General features: G+C 70.7%; 18 protein-coding genes. 12 read left to right on the top strand and 6 right to left on the bottom strand.

What is annotated here, in order from left to right; genetic code table 11:
• Positions 1-36 precede the first annotated feature (36 nt).
• From ACN4JJ_RS07950 to ACN4JJ_RS07940, 3 genes are read right to left on the bottom strand one after another with little or no spacing between them, the layout of a single operon-like run.
• Positions 37-1,725, bottom strand: a complete 1,689-nt coding sequence (locus ACN4JJ_RS07950) for a PAS domain-containing sensor histidine kinase (RefSeq protein WP_440709372.1) — start codon at positions 1,723-1,725, stop codon at positions 37-39.
• A 26-nt stretch (positions 1,726-1,751) separates the two neighbouring features.
• Positions 1,752-2,120, bottom strand: a complete 369-nt coding sequence (locus ACN4JJ_RS07945) for a response regulator (RefSeq protein WP_440709371.1) — start codon at positions 2,118-2,120, stop codon at positions 1,752-1,754.
• Between the two features lie 29 nt (positions 2,121-2,149).
• A complete protein-coding gene (locus ACN4JJ_RS07940) occupies positions 2,150-2,521 on the bottom strand; it encodes a response regulator (protein WP_440709370.1) in 372 nt (123 codons plus the stop codon).
• A 128-nt stretch (positions 2,522-2,649) separates the two neighbouring features.
• On the opposite strand from ACN4JJ_RS07940, the gene ACN4JJ_RS07935 reads away from it, so the two are divergent.
• The 4 genes from ACN4JJ_RS07935 to ACN4JJ_RS07920 are packed head-to-tail and all read left to right on the top strand — an operon-like array spanning position 2,650 to position 6,920.
• Positions 2,650-3,447, top strand: a complete 798-nt coding sequence (locus ACN4JJ_RS07935; protein WP_440709369.1) for an HAD-IIA family hydrolase — start codon at positions 2,650-2,652, stop codon at positions 3,445-3,447.
• Positions 3,448-3,487: 40 nt separating this feature from the next.
• On the top strand, positions 3,488-4,393 hold the full coding sequence (locus tag ACN4JJ_RS07930; RefSeq protein ID WP_440709368.1) for a WcbI family polysaccharide biosynthesis putative acetyltransferase: 906 nt from the start codon (positions 3,488-3,490) through the stop codon (positions 4,391-4,393).
• Positions 4,390-5,553 carry a glycosyltransferase family protein gene (locus ACN4JJ_RS07925; RefSeq protein WP_440709367.1) on the top strand — a complete coding sequence of 388 codons (1,164 nt, stop codon included), beginning with the start codon at positions 4,390-4,392 and terminating at the stop codon, positions 5,551-5,553. The genes ACN4JJ_RS07930 and ACN4JJ_RS07925 overlap by 4 nt, the downstream gene beginning before the upstream one ends.
• Positions 5,550-6,920, top strand: coding sequence for a glycosyltransferase family 2 protein (locus ACN4JJ_RS07920; protein WP_440709366.1), 1,371 nt, complete (start codon positions 5,550-5,552; stop codon positions 6,918-6,920). The genes ACN4JJ_RS07925 and ACN4JJ_RS07920 overlap by 4 nt, the downstream gene beginning before the upstream one ends.
• Positions 6,921-6,969: 49 nt before the next feature.
• Here ACN4JJ_RS07920 and ACN4JJ_RS07915 read toward each other — a convergent pair whose 3' ends face one another.
• From ACN4JJ_RS07915 to ACN4JJ_RS07905, 3 genes are all read right to left on the bottom strand, one after another.
• Complete coding sequence (locus ACN4JJ_RS07915; RefSeq protein ID WP_440709365.1) at positions 6,970-7,275, bottom strand: DUF6506 family protein; 306 nt, start codon at positions 7,273-7,275, stop codon at positions 6,970-6,972.
• A 46-nt stretch (positions 7,276-7,321) separates the two neighbouring features.
• Positions 7,322-8,701 carry an NAD-dependent succinate-semialdehyde dehydrogenase gene (locus ACN4JJ_RS07910; RefSeq protein ID WP_440709364.1) on the bottom strand — a complete coding sequence of 460 codons (1,380 nt, stop codon included), beginning with the start codon at positions 8,699-8,701 and terminating at the stop codon, positions 7,322-7,324.
• An 89-nt stretch (positions 8,702-8,790) separates the two neighbouring features.
• Positions 8,791-10,155 (bottom strand): flavin monoamine oxidase family protein, encoded by a 1,365-nt coding sequence (locus ACN4JJ_RS07905; protein WP_440709363.1) that lies wholly within the window; start codon positions 10,153-10,155, stop codon positions 8,791-8,793.
• Between ACN4JJ_RS07905 and ACN4JJ_RS07900 the strand changes: the two genes are divergently transcribed.
• From ACN4JJ_RS07900 to ACN4JJ_RS07865, 8 genes are all read left to right on the top strand, one after another.
• Entirely contained in the window at positions 10,154-10,492 is a 339-nt protein-coding gene (locus ACN4JJ_RS07900) for a hypothetical protein (RefSeq protein WP_440709362.1), read from the top strand. The genes ACN4JJ_RS07905 and ACN4JJ_RS07900 overlap by 2 nt on opposite strands.
• 438 nt (positions 10,493-10,930) lie before the next feature.
• On the top strand, positions 10,931-11,854 hold the full coding sequence (locus tag ACN4JJ_RS07895; RefSeq protein WP_440709361.1) for an ABC transporter permease: 924 nt from the start codon (positions 10,931-10,933) through the stop codon (positions 11,852-11,854).
• Positions 11,854-12,636: an ABC transporter permease gene (locus tag ACN4JJ_RS07890; protein WP_440709360.1), complete on the top strand. Its 783-nt coding sequence runs from the start codon at positions 11,854-11,856 to the stop codon at positions 12,634-12,636. Before ACN4JJ_RS07895 ends, ACN4JJ_RS07890 begins: the two co-directional genes overlap by 1 nt.
• A gap of 93 nt (positions 12,637-12,729) precedes the next feature.
• Complete coding sequence (locus tag ACN4JJ_RS07885) at positions 12,730-13,803, top strand: ABC transporter substrate-binding protein (protein WP_440709359.1); 1,074 nt, start codon at positions 12,730-12,732, stop codon at positions 13,801-13,803.
• A gap of 49 nt (positions 13,804-13,852) precedes the next feature.
• On the top strand, positions 13,853-14,965 hold the full coding sequence (locus tag ACN4JJ_RS07880; RefSeq protein WP_440709358.1) for an ABC transporter ATP-binding protein: 1,113 nt from the start codon (positions 13,853-13,855) through the stop codon (positions 14,963-14,965).
• Positions 14,962-15,822: a carbon-nitrogen hydrolase family protein gene (locus tag ACN4JJ_RS07875; RefSeq protein WP_440709357.1), complete on the top strand. Its 861-nt coding sequence runs from the start codon at positions 14,962-14,964 to the stop codon at positions 15,820-15,822. Before ACN4JJ_RS07880 ends, ACN4JJ_RS07875 begins: the two co-directional genes overlap by 4 nt.
• A 64-nt stretch (positions 15,823-15,886) precedes the next feature.
• Positions 15,887-16,588, top strand: coding sequence for an RraA family protein (locus tag ACN4JJ_RS07870; RefSeq protein WP_440709356.1), 702 nt, complete (start codon positions 15,887-15,889; stop codon positions 16,586-16,588).
• A gap of 92 nt (positions 16,589-16,680) precedes the next feature.
• Complete coding sequence (locus ACN4JJ_RS07865; RefSeq protein WP_440709355.1) at positions 16,681-17,415, top strand: 3-keto-5-aminohexanoate cleavage protein; 735 nt, start codon at positions 16,681-16,683, stop codon at positions 17,413-17,415.
• The last annotated feature ends 64 nt before the right edge of the window (positions 17,416-17,479 follow it).

The raw sequence follows: 17,479 nt of genomic DNA, 5'->3' as shown, positions 1-17,479 counted from the left end.
CATGCAGCCGAACGACCGCACGGCACCGCGCTCCGGTCAGGAGGCGGCGGACGCCCCGGGCAGCACCAGCGTGAAGGTGGTGCCGACCCCGACCGTGCTGGCGATCTCGATCCGGCCGTCGTGCGCGGTGGCGATCGCCTTCGTGATGGTCAGGCCGAGCCCGACACCCTTGACGGCGTGCTGGCTGGCCGTGCTGGCCCGGAAGAACCTCTCCGCGAGGCGGTCGAGTTCATCCGCGGGGATGCCGATGCCGGTGTCCTGCACGATCACCCTCGTCTCGTCGGGGCCACGCTCCAGCGTGAGGGTGACCGCGCCTCCGCGGGGCGTGAACTTCACCGCGTTGGAGAGCAGGTTGTCCAGCGCCTGGCCGATCCGGAGCGGATCGACCGTCACCATGACGTCCTGCTCGGGCGTGAGGACGGCGAGAGCGATGTGGCCGTTCTCGGCGGTCGGTGACGCCGTGTCGACGGCCGCCCGCACGAGGGCCGTGATCGAGGTCGGGACAGGCTCGATGGTGAAGCGCCCCGATCCGACCTGGGCCGTGAACAGCAGGTCCCCCACCAGCTGCAGCAACCGCCGCGCGTTGCGGTCGACGACGTCGAGGTACTTCAGCTGCTGCCCGGTCATCGGATCGTCGAACTCGTCCTCGGGCCGGAGCAGCTCGACGTACCCGAGGATCGACGACAACGGGGTGCGCAGCTCGTGCGAGATCAGGCTCGTGAACTCGTCCTTCAGCCGCTGCAGCTCGGTGGCCTCCGTCTCGTCGGTGGCGACGAAGATGAAGCCGGCCGAACGGCCGTCCTCGTCGAACCGCTCCGACACCGCGACGTGGGCGGGGAACTCGGATCCGTCCTTCCGCGCGTAGGTCCAGTCCCGCCGCTCGGACGCCTCGGCGTCGCCCGTGAACCCACCGTCGCCGGCGCCCTCGCCGGTCTCGCCGGAGACGTCGGGGCGATGGATGTCGGTGATGGCGAGCCGGTCGATGGCCTCCCCGCTGGTGTAGCCCAGCAGGCTCACGGCGCCGCGGTTCCACACGTTCACCCGGCCATCCAGATCGGTGCCGATGATGGCGTGCCCGGTGATCGCATCCCAGACGCTGTCGCGCAGCCGGTTCGCCTCGAGGCTCTGCTCCTTCTGGCGGTGCGCCTCCCGGGTCGACTGCTCGAGCGAGGCGACCAGCTGGTCCCGTTCGTCGACGAGCTGCTGCACGCGCAGCAGGCGGTCGTGCTGCACCCGGGCGATCTGATTGATCAGAACCGCGGCGATCGCGAACACGGCCGGGGTGAAGATCAGTCGCACCACGTCGGAGGCCACGTCCACCGACGAGACGCCCACCAGGAACGGCAGCACGACGATGAACAGCACGCCCGCCACCGCGATCAGGATGTGCCGCACGCCCTGCTCGGAGGCGATCCAGATCACCGGGATGATGATCAGCGCACCGAACGGGGAGACTTGACCGCCGGTCGCCGTCCGAAGCAGCGCCACGGCCACGAAGGTGACCAAGGGGATGGCGATCTCCCAGCGCGGTGAGAGGCTCGTGCGCGGCAGTGCGATCGCGAAGGCGGCCGCCGCGAGCACGATCGCATCCGCAACGACCACCGGCACGACGTCGCCGCTGATGCCCAACGGGGAGAGCAGCACCAGGGTCGCGAGGGCGAAACCGGTGAGGGCGGCACCGTGCTTCAGGATCGGGGACCACGATCCGAAGGTCCCGAGCGTCACGCGGGCGAGCCGACGCGGTGCGGGCATCACAGTCGCTCGGCGACGTCGCGGATGAATCGCACCAGCTCCCGCACCGGGAACGGCTTCGTGATCAATCCGTTCGCCCCGGCCAGATGCACCTGCTCGGCGATGCCGGGCGCACCGTCGGCGGTGATGATGAGCACGCTCAGCTCTCGCAGCTCGTCGTCGGAACGCACCTTCTCGACGACCTCCAGTCCGGTCATGCCGGGCATCGAGATGTCCAGCACGGCCAGATCCACATCCGTCGACTGCAGCGCCGCCCAGGCCTCGGTTCCGGATGCGACGGCGGCGACGACCTCGGATCCCGCCTTCTCCACCGCGATCGTCACCAGGTCGCGCAGATCCGCGTCGTCGTCGGCAATCAGTACTCTCATCCGCTCGCTCCCCCCTGCGATTGCGACCGTCACCCGTTCGGGAAAATGGTGTCCATCGTGTGGGCGATCTGTTTGAACGTGAACGGCTTCGGCAGGATCGCGTCGACGCTCGGATAATCCTCGACACCGAGCACCGAGGTCACCACGAGGCGCGAATCGGGAACCTCCGATTTCATGGCGGCGACCAGCTGCCAGCCGTCGATACCCGGCAGCAACAGGTCGACCACGGCGACCTCGGGTGCGTCGGCACGGTACGACCTCATCGCCACCTCGGCCGTGCCCACCACCGACACGGTGAAGCCGAGTCTCTCGAGGTGCACCCGGAGCAGGTCGCCCTGATCCTCCGAATCGTCGACGACCAGAGCCGACCGCCCTTCGAATCGCGCGCCTCGTCGTGTCACGAAGGACTCCCCTCCCCTGGCCGACCTGATCCGTCGAGCTGTCCTCGAACCTTACAACGCGATCGGGCTCCCGAGCCCGCGTTCACCCGCCCGCTGTACTCTGGAGGCCGGCACGGAAGGAGCTCCACATGACCGGTCGCGATGAGATCGAATGCTGGCTGACCGACATGGACGGCGTGCTGGTTCACGAGAACCACCCCGTTCCCGGCGCGGCCGAGCTGCTGCAGCAGTGGCGCGACGAGGGCAAGCCCTACCTCGTGCTCACGAACAACTCCATCTTCACGCCGCGCGACCTCTCGGCCCGGCTGCGCGCCAGCGGCCTCGAGGTGCCCGAGGAGTACATCTGGACGAGCGCCCTGGCCACCGCCGCCTTCCTCAAAGACCAGATGCCGGGCGGCAGCGCCTTCGTGATCGGTGAGGCGGGCATCACCACGGCGCTGCACGAGGCCGGCTTCATCATGACCGAGACCGCGCCCGACTACGTGGTGATCGGCGAGACCCGCAACTACTCGTTCGAGGCCATCACGAAGGCCATCCGCCTGATCGGCGCCGGGTCGCGCTTCATCGTGACGAATCCGGATGCCACGGGGCCGAGTGCCGAAGGCCCGCTGCCGGCCACCGGCGCCATCGCCGCCCTCATCACAAAGGCCACCGGCAAGGAGCCCTACGTGGTGGGCAAGCCGAACCCCATGATGTTCCGCTCGGCGATGAACCGCATCGGTGCGCACTCCGAGAACACGGGCATGATCGGCGACCGGATGGACACCGACGTGGTCGCCGGCATCGAGGCGGGCCTGCACACCATCCTCGTACTCACGGGCATCAGCGACCAGACCGAGATCGACCGCTACCCCTTCCGCCCCTCGGAGATCCTGAACTCGGTCGCCGACCTCCTCAACCCCACCCCGGTCGAGTCCGAGCTCTGAGGGGCGTGCGGCGCGGGGCGGTTCGAGCCAGAGTGGGGTGGTGCCCGCCGATCCGCTCGACCTGTTCCGCCGAACGCCCCGTGAGGCGGTGCCGGCCGATGCGCGGGTGCTGCTCTCGGTGGGCAACTGCCAGGCCGAGTCGGTGCGGGCCGTCATGCCCGAGGCGCTCACCACCGTGCGCACGCCGCCCGTGCACGAGCTCACGGCGGCCGAGGCCACGCAGCTGCACGCCTGGCTCGAGCGCGCGGACTTCGTGGTGCTGCAGCCGATCCGCGACGACTACCGGGGGCTCCCGGTGGGTACGCGCCAGCTGCTCGCCTCGACGCGCGCCGGCACCGGGGTGGCCGTGCTGCCCGTGATCCGGTTCGCCGGGCTGTACCCGCGGCACCTCATCATCCGTCCGCCCTCGGACACCTCGCTCACGCCGCCGCTCGTGGCCTATCACGACGCGGGCGTGCTGATGGAGGCCGCCGGCTCGGCGCTGCCCGCGCTCACGGCGCGCGCCACCGCCGCGATCGCCGCCGCGTCGACCGGTGAGCTGCGCGAGCGCGAACAGCGGCACGGCACCGTCGTGGTCTCCGACCTCTTCGCCTCGCCCACCTTCGACTCGATGCGTACGATCAACCATCCGGGCAACCCGGTGTGGGCCGCCCTCGGCGCGCGCACGCTCGAGGCGCTCGGCCTCGCCCAGGGCTCGACCGGGCTGTCGCCCCGCGATCCCGGCCGCCCGCTGCTCGACTCGGTGCACGCACCGCGCGAACAGGCCGTGATCGACGCCTTCGGTCTCGACGCCGAGTCCACCTCCGACTGGACGGTCGACGGATGCGCCGTGCCGTCCGCCGAGGTGCGTCTCGCCCACCTGCGCTGGTACGCCGAGCACCCCGACGCGGTGACCGCCGGGCTGCACCGTCACGCGACGACTCTTCGCGAGCTCGCGGCCGCATGACCACCCTCGACTCCCGCTCCGGGCAGCGCGTCGCCCGCGTGCGCACGCCGGAGACTGCGGCACACGACCGGCTCGCGGCGATTCCCGCCGCCCCGCACCCACCCCGCCTGCTCCTCACCCGCGACCCCCGCCACGGGGTCACCCTCTACGCGCAGCGCCTCGCCGAAGCGGTGGCCGGGGCGGCGGACGAGGCGGTCTCCGGTGTGGGCGCGATCGGCGAGGCGACCTCCCAGGAGGCCGCGACCGGTGAGGCCGCGACCGGCGATCGGGTGCACCTGCACTTCACCGACCGGCTGTGGGGCTCCGATCCGGATGCCGCCGCCGGTGCCGTGGAGCAGCTGGCGCGGCGGGCATCCGTCACGGTCACCCTGCACGACCTGCCGCAGCCCTCCGACGGCGCCGGGAGTCTGGGGCGGCGGGCCGCCTCCTACCGGCGGGTGGTGGAGGCGGCGAGCGGTGTGGTCTGCAACAGCCGGCACGAGGCCGAGCTGCTCGGGCAGTACGTGGGCGGTTCGGCCGTCGCGACGGTAATCCCCCTCCCGGTCGACGGCCACCGCGCTTCCGACGGCCGCGACGCCGATCGCCCCGCCGATCCCTCACGGCATTCCGAGGGCAGCCCGGGCACCGGAGTCGCGCCCGCGGTGAGCGTGCTCGGCTACGTCTACCCGGGCAAGGGGCACGACCGGGTGCTGCGCGCCGTGGGCGAACTGCGCCGGCAGCCTCGGCCCGTCGTCGAGGCGCTCGGCCGCGCCTCGGAGGGGCACGAGCACGACGTCGAGAACGTACGCCGGCTGGCCCGCTACGCCGGCGTCGCCTTCACGATCTCGGGATACCTCAGCGACGACGAGCTGCGCGAGCGCTCCCGGAGATCGGCCGTGCCCGTGATCGCGCACCGGCACGTCTCGGCCTCGGGATCACTAGCCAGCTGGCTCGGCGCCGGCCGGCGGCCCCTCGTGCTCGCGAGCCGCTACATGCACGAGATGGCGGCCCTGCACCGCAACGCGCTCACCGTCGTGGACGGCCGCGCCCTCCCCGAGGCGATCGAGCACGCGCTCGCGCATCCGGAGTCCACCTGGCTCGACGACACCGCCCGGCTCGGCCCCGACCTCACCGAGGTGGCCGCCCTCTACCGCCGCTTCTGGGCCGAGGTGGCCTGGTGACGCCCCTTCCCGCGCCGGGGCGGAGCGTGCCCGGGAACGCCTGGGACCTGCTCGACGACTTGGAACCGGATGCACCCCCGCGCGTCTCGGTGGTCATCGTGCACTACGATCAGCCGGTCGAGTTGAGCCGCACCCTGCACGCCCTGTGCCGGCAGACCCTCCCCGCTCTCGAGGTGATCGTGGTGGACGACGGATCGCCTTCGGCCCCGCACGTGCCCGAGGGCATCCGCCTGATCCGCCTCCCCGACCGCGGGTTCCGCGCGGCGGCGGCCCGGAACGCGGGTGCCGCCGTGGCATCGGGAGATGTGCTCTGCTTCCTCGACGCCGACACCGCGCCCGAACCCGAGTACCTGGCCCGCCTCAGCAGGCTGCCGGCGGTGTGCCCCGAGGCCGTGACCGTGGGCCGACGCCGGCACGCGGCGTTCGACGACACGGATGCCGCCGCGGCGGAGCCGGTCGAGAAGGCCGGCCCCCGCGCCGAGCTGCCCGAGCCCGCCTGGCTGCGAGACGCCTACGCCGCCTCACAGAACCTGCTCGACGCCGACCATCACTCCTACCGCTTCATCATCGGCGCCGTTCTGGCCTGCTCGCGCGCCTTCTTCGCCGAGACGGGCGGGTTCGACGAGCGCTTCGACCGCTACGGCGGGGAGGACTGGGAGTGGGCGCACCGCGCCTGGACCCACGGTGCCGTCTTCGCGCACGTGCCGGAGGCCGTGGCCTGGCACGACGGGGCCGATCTCGCCGGGCGCTCCCGCGACCGCGGCGAGCTGCGGCGACGCAAGAACGCCGAGGCGCTGGTGCTGTTCGACCGCATCGGACTGCGCGGTCCCGGCGGCGCGACGCGCGGTCTGCGCACCGCCGCCCTCGACGTGGTGGTGGAACTCCCCGCCGGCGCCGTGGCCGCCACCTTCGTCTGCGCCGACCTCCTGCTGGAGGCCTTGCCGGACGCGCGCATCGTGGTCGACGACGAGCTCGCCGCCGCACTGCCCGCCGATGAACGGATCGTCGCCCGTAGTCAGGGAGTCGCCCTGCTCGCCGGGGCCCGGCTGAGCATCGCGGTCGACGCGCTCTTCAGCGTCCCCCGCGCGGACCGCGAGGCCTTTCACGAGACGCTCGCGGCCGCCACGGAGCAGATCGGCGTGGGCACCCTCGGCTGGATCGACGTCACCGCGCAGCCCGGCCCCGCCGGTGCAGGCACCGATCCCGAGGCCGGTCCGGCACTGCGGATGGCCGCGCGCCGGGCCGAGCGGCGCCGGGAGCGCCACCCCGATGACCACGGCTTCCGAACCGAGCATCGCACGGCTCCGCTGCGCGTGCTTGACGCCGAGCCCGACCTCGAGGCGCACCTCGCGGGCTGGGGCGACTGACGCCGTCCGACGGTGGCCGAGGCCGCCGCCGGAGTCCGAGACGGTCGCCTCAGTCCTCCAGCAGGGCGGCGAAGTCGGTGACCGAATCGGGTCCGTAGAGCACCGATCCCACGGGAAGCCGGCCGGCCGTCGCCTCGCGGATGGCGACGACGTCGGCGGGGCCGAAGGCGCCGCACAGCTCGAGGGTCTGGATGCCGGCCTCGGCCAGCTCGACGGCGACGGATGCCGCGGCCGCCGCATCCGGAACCACCACGAACCTCGACCGCAGCCCGTCGGCCTGCACCTCGACCCGCTCGCCGCCGGCGCTCTCGCCGCCGTTGCCCAGCGCGATGAACGCCCAGTCCGTGATGGCCACGCGCCCCCCTGTCTCGTCTCCCCGAACCGGCGAGCCTCCTCGCGGGTCAGGCGATGCGGATGAGCTTCTTGTTGATGAACTCCTCGAGCGCGAAGCGGCCCATCTCGCGGCCCGAGCCCGAGCGCTTCACTCCACCGAAGGGGAGTTCGGCGGCGTCGCCGAGCACGAGGTTGATCCACACCATGCCGGCGTCGATCGCGTCGGCCACGCGGAGCGCCTGCTCCTGGTCGGTGGTGTAGACGTACGAGCCCAGGCCGAAGGGGGTGTCGTTGGCCAGCAGCACGGCCTCCTCCTCCGACTCCACGCGGTACAGCGACGCCACGGGGCCGAAGAACTCCTCGTGGTACGCGTCCATCTCCTCCGAGACGTCGGCCAGCACGGTGGGGCCGAAGAAGGTGCCCGAGCGCGAGCCCTCGGCCAGAACGGTGGCGCCCTGCTTCTTGGCGCGGTCGACCTGCTCGCCCAGCCGCTCGGCGGCGGCCTCCGACGACAGCGGGCCGAGCAGCGTGCCCTCGGCGAACGGATCCGCCGGCTGCGCCGCCGTGAACGCCGCGGTGAACTTCGCCGCGAACTCCTCGTAGAGCGAGTCGATCACGATGAACCGCTTGGCCGCGTTGCAGGACTGCCCGTTGTTGTCGAGCCGGGCGTTGACCGCATCCTGGACCGCGCCGTCGAGGTCGGCGGTCGAGAGCAGGATGAAGGGGTCGGAGCCGCCCATCTCGAGCACGACCTTCTTGAGGTGCTTGCCCGCGATCTCGGCCACGGCCGCGCCGGCGCGTTCGGAGCCGGTCACCGACACGCCCTGCACGCGCGGGTCGGCGATCACGGTGGCGATCTGCTCGTTGGTGGCGAAGATGTTGACGTACACACCGGCGGGGGCGCCGACGGATGCGGCCGCCTCCTCGAAGATGGCCTGCATCGCCAGGGCCGACTCCGGGCACTGCGGGGCGTGCTTCAGCAGGATGGTGTTGCCGGCCACGATGTTCGGCCCGGCGAAGCGCGCCACCTGGTAGTAGGGGAAGTTCCACGGCATGATGCCCAGCAGCACGCCGAGGCCGGCCCGGCGGATGAACGCCGATCCGGTGCCGTCGGAGAGCTCGATCGGCTCGTCGGCCAGGAACGTCTCGCCGTTGTCGACGTAGTACTGGTAGATCGCGGCGGCGAAGTCGACCTCGCCGAGCGCCTGGTCCAGCGGCTTGCCCATCTCGCGCACGGCGATCTCGGCGAGCTCCTGTCGGCGTTCGGTGTGCAGCTCGGCGACCTTCGCGATCAGCGCGGCACGGTCGGCCACGGTGACCTTGCGCGACCAGCCCTCGAAGGCATCCGCCGCCGACTGCACGGCGTCGCCCAGCTCGGTGTTCGTGATGGTCGGGTACTCGGACAGCGTCTCGCCGGTGGCGGGGTTGATGACGGCGTACTGGCTCATGTGTGCTCCTTCGGTGGGGCGGTCGAGATGGTCGCGGTGGTCTGGATGATGCGTGCCGGCCCGGGTGCGAGCCGGCGGATGGTGAGGCGTCAGGACGCGTCGAGGATCTCGGCAGCGAGCCTACGCCCGACCCGGATCGCGCCGTCGACGTGCTGATAGCCCTCGGCGGCGAGGTCGCTGGAGCCGAAGCGCATCTGCCCGATCGGCTCGAGCTGCATCGCCCCGTAGCGGGTGAGGCCGCCCAGGTCGAAGCTCGCGGCGTAGGCGCCCCCGGTCCACTCCTCGGCGGCCCAGTCGCTCTCGTAGTACACGACCGGCGTGAGTGCCTCGGGCCCGTAGTAGGCGGCGAGGGACTCGAGGATGCGCTGCTTGCGCTCCTCGGCGGGGAGCTTGAACAGCGCGTCCACCTTCTCGTCGGACACGAAGCCCACGAGCGTTCCGCGGCTCTCGCCGTGGTTGGTGTTGTCGTAGGCCTCGTGCACGACCTGGTACGGGCTGAACGCCGTGGCCGAGAGGCCCTTGTCGCGCCAGAACGGCGTCTCGTAGGTGGCGTGCACCTTGATCACGAGCCCCAGCGACTGGTGCTGGAACTGCTGCTGGCGAAGCCGCGGCAGGGCGGGCACGTAGTCGATGCGGGAGTAGAGGTTCGGCGGCACGGCCACGATCACCTGCGAGGCCGTCACGGCCACCGAGTCGGTGAGCACGCGGGCGGATGCTCCGGGCTCGTCCGACCATTCGATCGTGCGCACGGGCTGCGAGAGCAGCACGTTCTCGCTGCCGAGCTGCTCGGCGAGCTTGAGCGGCACCTGCTGCAGACCGCCGACGACCCGCTTGTCGAGGATGAAGTCGGCATCGACGAGGTGGCTGAAGCTGCCGGCGCTGGCGGCCATCAGCAACGCCTGCAGCAGCGAGAACGCGTGCGCGGGCTTGGTGAGCATCGCGTCCGCGATGAAGAGGGCGATGTTGTCGACGGCCTCGACATCCGTGGTCTGGTCTTCGAGCCAGCGGCGGAACGAGATGTGGTCGTACTCAGCGGCCTTCGGATGCGTCCAGGGCGCGGCCACGTCGGTCTCGGCCACGAGGCCGTCGAGCACCTCGATCAGGCGCTCGATCTCGGCCTTCGTCTCGTCGCTGGCCGGGAAGATGTCGCCGGTGAAGCGCTTGGCCTCGCCGTCGGGGCCGACGTAGACGCTCTCGCCGTCGCGGTAGCGGGAATAGGTGTCGAGCCCCAGTTCGGCGAGCGCGTCGATCAGGGCGGTCTGGTCGGGCGACACCCACTGGCCGCCGATCTCGAACATCTGGCCCTCGATGTCGTTCGTCCAGAGACGGCCGCCGATGCGGTCGCGCGCCTCGAGCACGACGACCGACTTGCCGGCGGCCTGCAGGCGGGTGGCGGCGGTGAGGCCGGTGGCTCCGGCGCCGACGATGACGACGTCTCGCTGAATCTCTTCCATGACAACTCTTTTCGTTGCTAAAAGCCACCTTGCATGGCGGATCAAGAACAATAGTGCCACGTTTGCGGTGGATTTCGATAGTCACGACGCCGATGCGCCGCTCGAGCACCACACGCGCATCGGCCTCGATGAACTCCACGGTCAGCAAAGTGGGATTTCTACCGAGTCAATCTCGGGTAATTCAGCGGAGAAAGTTCAGCGCGTTCCCGAGCTGCTGACCTCGTTGAAGGCGTCGGTCGATCGAGATCGCGATCACCCCCCGCCTTCCCCGAACTCCGCGATCGTGCCGACCGCACTCGGGACAGGTGGTTGTCCAGCTACACGGATGGCCTCCTGAACGGGTCGTGTCCTTCGCACTGACCGGGGGCCTCGTCGAAGGCTTCGTCGTGGGGGAACTCGCGACGCCTCGGCGACCGATTCGTCGCAGGAATCGTGCTCCGCACCGGAGAACGAGCAGTCCCTTTCGGCGAGCGCCTCTGGGCACTCCCGATCGCGTCTCTCTGGGAGACCTGAAGCGCCAGGTCACCCTCCACCTCGCCCGGAAGAGGGCGAGCCCTCTGAGCCGGGTCATCCGGTGACCCACTCGACCGTGGGTGCGATGTGCGCATCACCGTGGGGCGCGGATTTCCGCGGGAGCGGGGGGCATGTTTCGCTGAGGGGTTGCGATTTGCGCGAGCACGAAACACGGGGGCCACTGAAAACGAGGCTGTTCGCCGGTTCGGGCGGTGTGCGCTGCCGCAGTATTGAGCCCACACCGATCCGAAGGACCCCTCCCGTGACCACCCCCACCGCATCGTCCGGCCGCCGCCGGAGCATCCCGAACCTCACGGGGTACGTCATGCTGCTGCCGGCCGTCGCCGTGATCGTGCTGCTGGTGATCGTGCCGCTCACCGTGATCGCCCGCGACAGCTTCGCCGTCAGCGACCCGCTCGGCGGCAACCTCGGCGGGTTCACCTTCGACAACTACGGGAAGCTGTTCGACCCGGTGTACGCCAAGACCCTCGGCTACAGCCTCGGCATGGCCGCGCTGAACGCGGTGGTCTGCACGATCGTCGGCTACATCGTGGCGTACTACATCGCGAACCGTCCGGCGAAGACGCAGCCGGTGCTGCTCGTGCTCGTGATCATCCCGTTCCTCACCGACTTCCTGGTGCGCACCTTCGCCTGGATCACCCTGCTCGGCTCGGGCGGGCCGTTTATCACCCTGCTGAAGCTGTTCGGGGTCGACGCGAACTCGTTCGTGCCCTCGCAGGCCGCGGTAACGCTCTCCCTCCTCTATGCGTTCCTCCCCGTCGCGATCTTCCCGATCTACGCCTCGATGCGCGCCATCGACCCCTCGCTCCGCGAAGCGGCGGCCGACCTCGGCGCCGGCTGGTGGCAGACCCACGCCCGGGTGTTCGTGCCGCTGTCGGCACCCGGCCTCGCGTCATCCGTGATGCTCACCTTCGTGCCCACGCTCGGCGTGTTCGTCATCCCGGTGCTGCTCGGCGGCGGCAAGGATCCGCTGGTCGGCAACCTGATCGTCACGCTGTTCACCGAGTTCCGCAACGAGCCGCTCGGCGCCGCGCTGTCGATGGTGGTGCTCGTGCTGATGCTCGCCTCGGTGGCCGGGGCCGGGCTGCTCCTGCGTGCCGCAGGCCGGCGGAACGCCCGCGCCGCCCGAACCGCCCGCCCGAACGGAAAGGAAGGGACCGCCTGATGGAACGCGTCACCTCCTGGATCGCCCGGCTCGTCTTCGTCTTCCTCTACCTGCCGATCGCCGCGCTGATCGTCTACTCCTTCAACTCCTCCGAAGTGAGCTACCGCTTCGACGGGCTGTCGTTCCGCTGGTACGCCGAGCTGTTCCGCGACCAGATGCTGCTCGAATCGTTGCGCACCAGCGCCATCGTGGGCGTGATCGCCGCGCTGCTGGCCACCGTGATCGGGTTCCTCACCGCTTTCGGGCTGGTGCGGTTCCGGGTGAAGGGGCGCGGCTTCTTCCTCGGCGCCATCCTGATCCCGCTGATCGTGCCGGAGATCGTGCTCGGTGTGGCACTGCTCACCGTGTTCAGCACCGTCGGTGTGCCGACCGGCCTGTTCACCCTGGTTCTCGGCCACGTCGTGATCACCCTGCCGCTGGCCACCCTGGTGCTGATGGGGGCGATGAGCTCGCTGGATCCGAGTCTCTCCGAAGCCGCCACCGATCTCGGCGCCTCGCCCTGGGTGACCTTCCGGCGGGTGCTGTTCCCGTTGCTGCGGCCCAGCATCCTGGCCGCGTTCATGCTGAGCTTCACCACCTCGTTCTCGAACATCGTCATCTCGACCTTCACCTCCGGTGTCGGCACCACCACGCTGCCGCTGCGCATCTACAGCAGCCTGAAGACCGGACTGACACCCGAGCTGAACGCGCTCGGCACGATCCTGGTCGTGCTGACGCTCGGCGTCATCCTGATCGTCGGCGTCTCGCAGATGCGCCGCATCCTCGCCGGCCCCCGCCCCTAGTACCGCACCACCGCGGCCGCACCGCCGCATCCGCACCACCCCCGCACCACTCCAACCCGACACGCACCATTCCTCAGAAAGATGGCACCCCACATGAACAAGAAGTTCCTGGCCCTCGGCGCCGTGGCGCTGGCCTCGGCCACCGTGCTCGCCGGCTGCTCCGCCTCCGGCGACGCCTCCTCCACCTCGGCTTCCGGCTCGAAGACGCTCAGCATCTACGCCTGGGCGGGCGAGATCCCCGACTCGGTCATCCAGGGCTTCGAGGAGGAGACCGGCATCACGGTCACCGTCGACACCTTCGACAGCAACGAGACCATGATCTCCAAGCTGGCCGCGGGCAACTCCGGCTACGACGTCGTCGAGCCCAGCCAGTACGCCGTGCAGCTGATGGTCGACCGCGACCTGATCGCCACCATCGACCAGTCCAAGCTCGAGGGCTTCGACAACCTGGCCGAGAAGTTCGTCGACCCGAGCTTCGACCCCGGCAACGAGCACTCCATCCCGTGGGCCTGGGGCACCACCGGCATCCTCTACAACGAGGCCTGCACCGGCGCTCCCGTCACCGGCTGGTCGGACATGTGGAACCCGGCCTACACCGGCAAGGTCTACATGCTCGACAACATGCTCTCGGCCTACATCGCCGGGCTCCAGGTCAACGGCCTGAGCGCCACCACCACCGACCAGGCCGACATCGAGAAGGCCACCGACTCGCTGCTCGAGCAGAAGAGCATCCTGGCCGGCTACAACAGCAGCAACTACGCCGACCTGATCGGTGCCGGCGACGCCTGCATCGCCGAGGCCTACTCGGGCACCACCTCGGCCACCGCGGTCGAGGCCAACCCCGACGTGCATTACATCATCCCCGAAGAGGGCGGCACGCTCTGGACCGACAGCTTCTCGATCGTCAAGGACACCAAGAACGAGGACGCCGCCTACCAGTGGCTGAACTACACCCTGCGCCCCGAGGTCGCCGCCCTGGTGACGGATGACGCCTCCCTCGCCTCCACCAACGAGGCCGCCCTCCCGCTGGTGGCCGACCAGAGCCAGGTCGAGAACCCGGCGATCTACGCTCCGGCCGACTCGCTGACCAACTCCGAGTTCATCGTCGACCCGGGAGACGCGCTGGCGTTCTTCCAGGACGGCTGGACCCGCGTCCGCGCCTCCTAGGCCGCACCCGCCCCGCGCACCGCATCCCCCTGCAGGAACGAGCACAACCATGAACGAGACCACCGAGTCGCCGGCGGTGAAGCTGACAGGCCTCACCAAGAGCTTCGGAGCCAACCGGGTCGTCCAGCCCCTGGACCTCGAGATCGGCCGCAACGAGTTCTTCAGCATCCTGGGCCCCTCAGGCTGCGGGAAGACCACGCTGATGCGCATGATCACCGGCTTCGAGTCGCCCACCGGCGGCTCGGTGGAGCTCGACGGCAAGAACGTCGACGGCGTTCCCACCAAGTCGCGCGACCTCAACATGCTCTTCCAGAGCTACGCCCTGTTCCCGCACCTCTCGGTGTACGAGAACGTGGCCTTCGAGCTGCGGGTGCGCCGCACCCCGAAGCGCGAGATCGACGGCCGGGTGCGCGAGGCGCTCGACCTCGTGCGGCTCGGCGCCTATGCCGAACGCAAGCCCGCCGAGCTCTCGGGCGGCCAGCGCCAGCGCGTGGCCCTGGCCCGCGCCGTGGTGGGACGCCCTGCCGTGGTGTTGCTGGACGAGCCGCTCGGCGCGCTCGACCAGAAGCTGCGCAAGGAGATGCAGTTCGAACTCAAGCGCATGCAGCGCGAGGTGGGCATCACCTTCATCTACGTCACGCACGATCAGGAGGAGGCACTCACCATGAGCGACCGGATCGCCGTGATGAGCGAGGGCCGCGTGCTGCAGGTGGCCTCGCCCACCGAGATCTACGACGCCCCCGCCTCGCGGTTCGTCGCCACCTTCATCGGCAGCTGCAACGTGCTCGACGGCGTGGTGCACGGCCAGGGCCGCACCGTCGTGGTGCCGGGCGTCGGGGAGCTGCCGGCATCCGTGCCCGCGGATGCCCGGCCCGGCACCGGCGTCACGCTCGCCATCCGGCCGGAGCGGGTCAGGATGACCGCCGCCGGAACCGGCACCCCGCCCGTCGGCGCCGTGGCCGGCACGCTCGTGGAGCGCGTGTTCCTCGGCGACGAGTGGACCTTCCACGTGCGGCTCGCCTCCGACGCCGTGCTGACCGTCAGCGTGCCGAGCGGCGAGGAGGCCGCCGCGCTCGGCGCCATCCCGAACGGCGGATCCGTCGTGCTGTCCTGGCTCGCCGAAGCCGCCCGCGTTCTTCCCGCCGAGGAGGTGGCCGCATGAGCCGCTCGAGTGTCACCCCGTCCGGCACCACCCCGTCCAACCCGTCTCTGCTCGCCGCCGTCGCGCAGCTCGCGCCCACCGTCGACGGCGCCGCCAACCGTGAGACGATCTCGGTGCTCGTGGCCGAGGCCGCGGCATCTGGAGCCCGTCTGGTCGTGTTCCCCGAGGAGTCGATGCTGCTGGCCGGCGAGGTCGAGGGGCCGCTCGGCGAGGTCGTGGCCGCGGAATGGCCCGTGTTCCTCGCCCAGCTCTCGGTGCTCGCCGTGGAGCACGCGCTGTGGATCGTGGCCGGGGGCTACGAGCCCACCGGCAGCGACCGCCCCTACAACACGATCGTGGTGGTGAACCCGCGCGGCGAGCTGGTGGAGTCGTACCGCAAGCTTCATCTCTACGACGCCTTCTCCTACCGCGAGAGCGACTACGTGACCGGCGGTGACGAGGTGCCGCCCGTGGTGATGATCGAGGGCGTGGCCATCGGCCTGGTGAACTGCTACGACATCCGCTTCCCCGAGCTCAGCCGCGACCTCGTGGCCCGGGGCGCCGACGTGCTCTCCATCTCGGCGGCGTGGGTGGCCGGCGCGCGAAAAGAGGAGCACTGGGAGACGCTGGTGAAGGCCCGCGCGATCGAGAACACCTGCTGGGTGCTCGCCGCCAGCTCCACCTCGCCGGAGTGCATCGGGAACAGCATGATCGTCGACCCGATGGGCGTGGAGCGCGTGGGGCTCGGTCCCGTCGCCTCGGGCGTGGCGATCGTCGAGATCTCGCTGGACCGCACCGCCGAGGTGCGCGACATCCTGCCCTCGCTCGCCAACCGGCGGCTCGTCTCGACCGTCACGGTCGCGTCGGCCGCGTTCTGACCGCGTCATCCTCCCCCTCTTCCCCCTTCTCCCGCCGTCCCGTCTTCCCCTCGGAGTAGTCACCATGCCGTTCACCGCCGGGCCCACGCCCGCTCCCCTCGACGCCTCGCTCGTCGCGAAGCTGCAGCGCGTCTCGTTCCCCACCATCGGGCACTACCTCGAAGAGGGCTTCGCCGAATTCGGCATCCGCCGCATCGTCGGCACCTCGCGCGTGGTGGGACGGGCGATCACCGTGCGCATCACCGGCCAGGACTCCACCGCGCTGCACCACGCCGCGGGCTGGTGCGAGCCGGGCGACGTGTTCGTGATCGACACCGGCGGCGACACCCGGCACGCCCCCGTGGGCGAGGTGCTGGCGGCGACGCTGTCCATCCGGGGCGCCGCCGGGGTGATCGTCGACGGTGTCGTGACCGATCTCGACGAGGTGGAGCCGTTCGGCCTGCCGGTCTACGCGCGCGGTTCGAGCGTGCTCACCACCAAGCTGCTGCACCTGGATGCCGGCGGCGTCAACGTGCCCGTCACCTGCGGCGGCGTCGCGGTGAACCCGGGCGACGTGGTGCTGGCCGACCGCAACGGCGTGTTCTTCGCGGCGCCCTCGGTGGCGGCGGCGATCGTCGACACGGCGCTGGCCGACGACGCCGAGGAGCCCGAGCTCGTGCAGGAACTGCGCGACGGCGCCCGGCTCGGCGACCTCACCGGCGCCTCGGCCGCGCTGGCCGCGCTCGGCTCGTCCTCCTCGTCCTCCTCGTCGTCCTCCGCCGGCTGAGGTCCCCTGACCAGGTGGGGCGGCTGCGGAACCCGAACCGGCCGTCCCATCTGCTTCACCCTTCCCACCACCCACGAACCACGGAGCACCACATGCTGATCAAGGCCGCCATCAACGGAGGCCGGGGGCGCGACGAGCACCCCGCCATCCCCCTCACCGACGCCGAGATCGCCGCCGCCGCCGCGGCTGCCGTGGAGGCGGGCGCCGACGTGGTGCACGCCCACGTGCGCACCGCCGACGGCGGGCAGACGATCGAGCCGTCCGCCGTGGCCGCCATGGTGCGCGCGGTGAAGGCGGCCGATCCGTCGATCGTCGTCGGCACCACGACCGGCCTCTGGACCTGCTCCGGCCATGACGAGCGGATGCGGCACCTCGCGGCGTGGCCGGCCGACGCGCTGCCCGACTTCGCCTCCGTGGCCTTCTCGGAGGAGGGCGCCGCCGAGGCCGCCGTTCTCGTGCTCGAGCGCGGCATGATCCTGGAGAGTGCCGTCTGGCACCTGCGCGAGGTGCCGGCGCTGCTGGCCTCGCCGACCCTGCACCGGAACGTGCGCATCCTGATCGAGCCGGAGGACGAGGATCCGGCCGAGGCCGTCGCGCACTCCCGCGCGATCGCCGCCGCGCTCCGCGAGGGCGGCGTCACTGCACCCTTGCTCTACCACGGCTACGACGCCACGGCCTGGCCGGTCGTCCGCGCCGCGATCGAGGACGGCGTCGAGGTGCGCGTCGGCTTCGAGGACATGCTCTCCCTCGACGACGGCAGCACGGCCCCCGACAACGCCGCCATGGTCGCCCTCGCCCGCTCCCTCGAGCTGCAGCTCACCACCTGACCCTTCGGCCCTGGTCGCCGGCTCGCCCCGAGTGGCCGGTGTTCCGCCCGCTCAGCGGCCAGTC

It is taken from the genome of Herbiconiux dendrobii (genome assembly GCF_052048175.1).
Classification (GTDB): Bacteria; Actinomycetota; Actinomycetes; order Actinomycetales; family Microbacteriaceae; genus Herbiconiux.
The sequence above is the reverse complement of the archived record's forward strand: the minus strand, read 5'-3'. Positions and strand labels throughout refer to the sequence as shown.

Coding starts and splice junctions, on each gene's coding strand:
- ACN4JJ_RS07865 (WP_440709355.1), top strand. CDS start 16,681: ATGCTGATCAAGGCCGCCATCAACGGAGGCCGGGGGCGCGACGAGCAC.
- ACN4JJ_RS07875 (WP_440709357.1), top strand. CDS start 14,962: ATGAGCCGCTCGAGTGTCACCCCGTCCGGCACCACCCCGTCCAACCCG.
- ACN4JJ_RS07880 (WP_440709358.1), top strand. CDS start 13,853: ATGAACGAGACCACCGAGTCGCCGGCGGTGAAGCTGACAGGCCTCACC.
- ACN4JJ_RS07910 (WP_440709364.1), bottom strand. CDS start 8,701: ATGAGCCAGTACGCCGTCATCAACCCCGCCACCGGCGAGACGCTGTCC.
- ACN4JJ_RS07900 (WP_440709362.1), top strand. CDS start 10,154: ATGACAACTCTTTTCGTTGCTAAAAGCCACCTTGCATGGCGGATCAAG.
- ACN4JJ_RS07925 (WP_440709367.1), top strand. CDS start 4,390: ATGACCACCCTCGACTCCCGCTCCGGGCAGCGCGTCGCCCGCGTGCGC.
- ACN4JJ_RS07945 (WP_440709371.1), bottom strand. CDS start 2,120: ATGAGAGTACTGATTGCCGACGACGACGCGGATCTGCGCGACCTGGTG.
- ACN4JJ_RS07885 (WP_440709359.1), top strand. CDS start 12,730: ATGAACAAGAAGTTCCTGGCCCTCGGCGCCGTGGCGCTGGCCTCGGCC.
- ACN4JJ_RS07890 (WP_440709360.1), top strand. CDS start 11,854: ATGGAACGCGTCACCTCCTGGATCGCCCGGCTCGTCTTCGTCTTCCTC.
- ACN4JJ_RS07935 (WP_440709369.1), top strand. CDS start 2,650: ATGACCGGTCGCGATGAGATCGAATGCTGGCTGACCGACATGGACGGC.
- ACN4JJ_RS07870 (WP_440709356.1), top strand. CDS start 15,887: ATGCCGTTCACCGCCGGGCCCACGCCCGCTCCCCTCGACGCCTCGCTC.
- ACN4JJ_RS07905 (WP_440709363.1), bottom strand. CDS start 10,155: ATGGAAGAGATTCAGCGAGACGTCGTCATCGTCGGCGCCGGAGCCACC.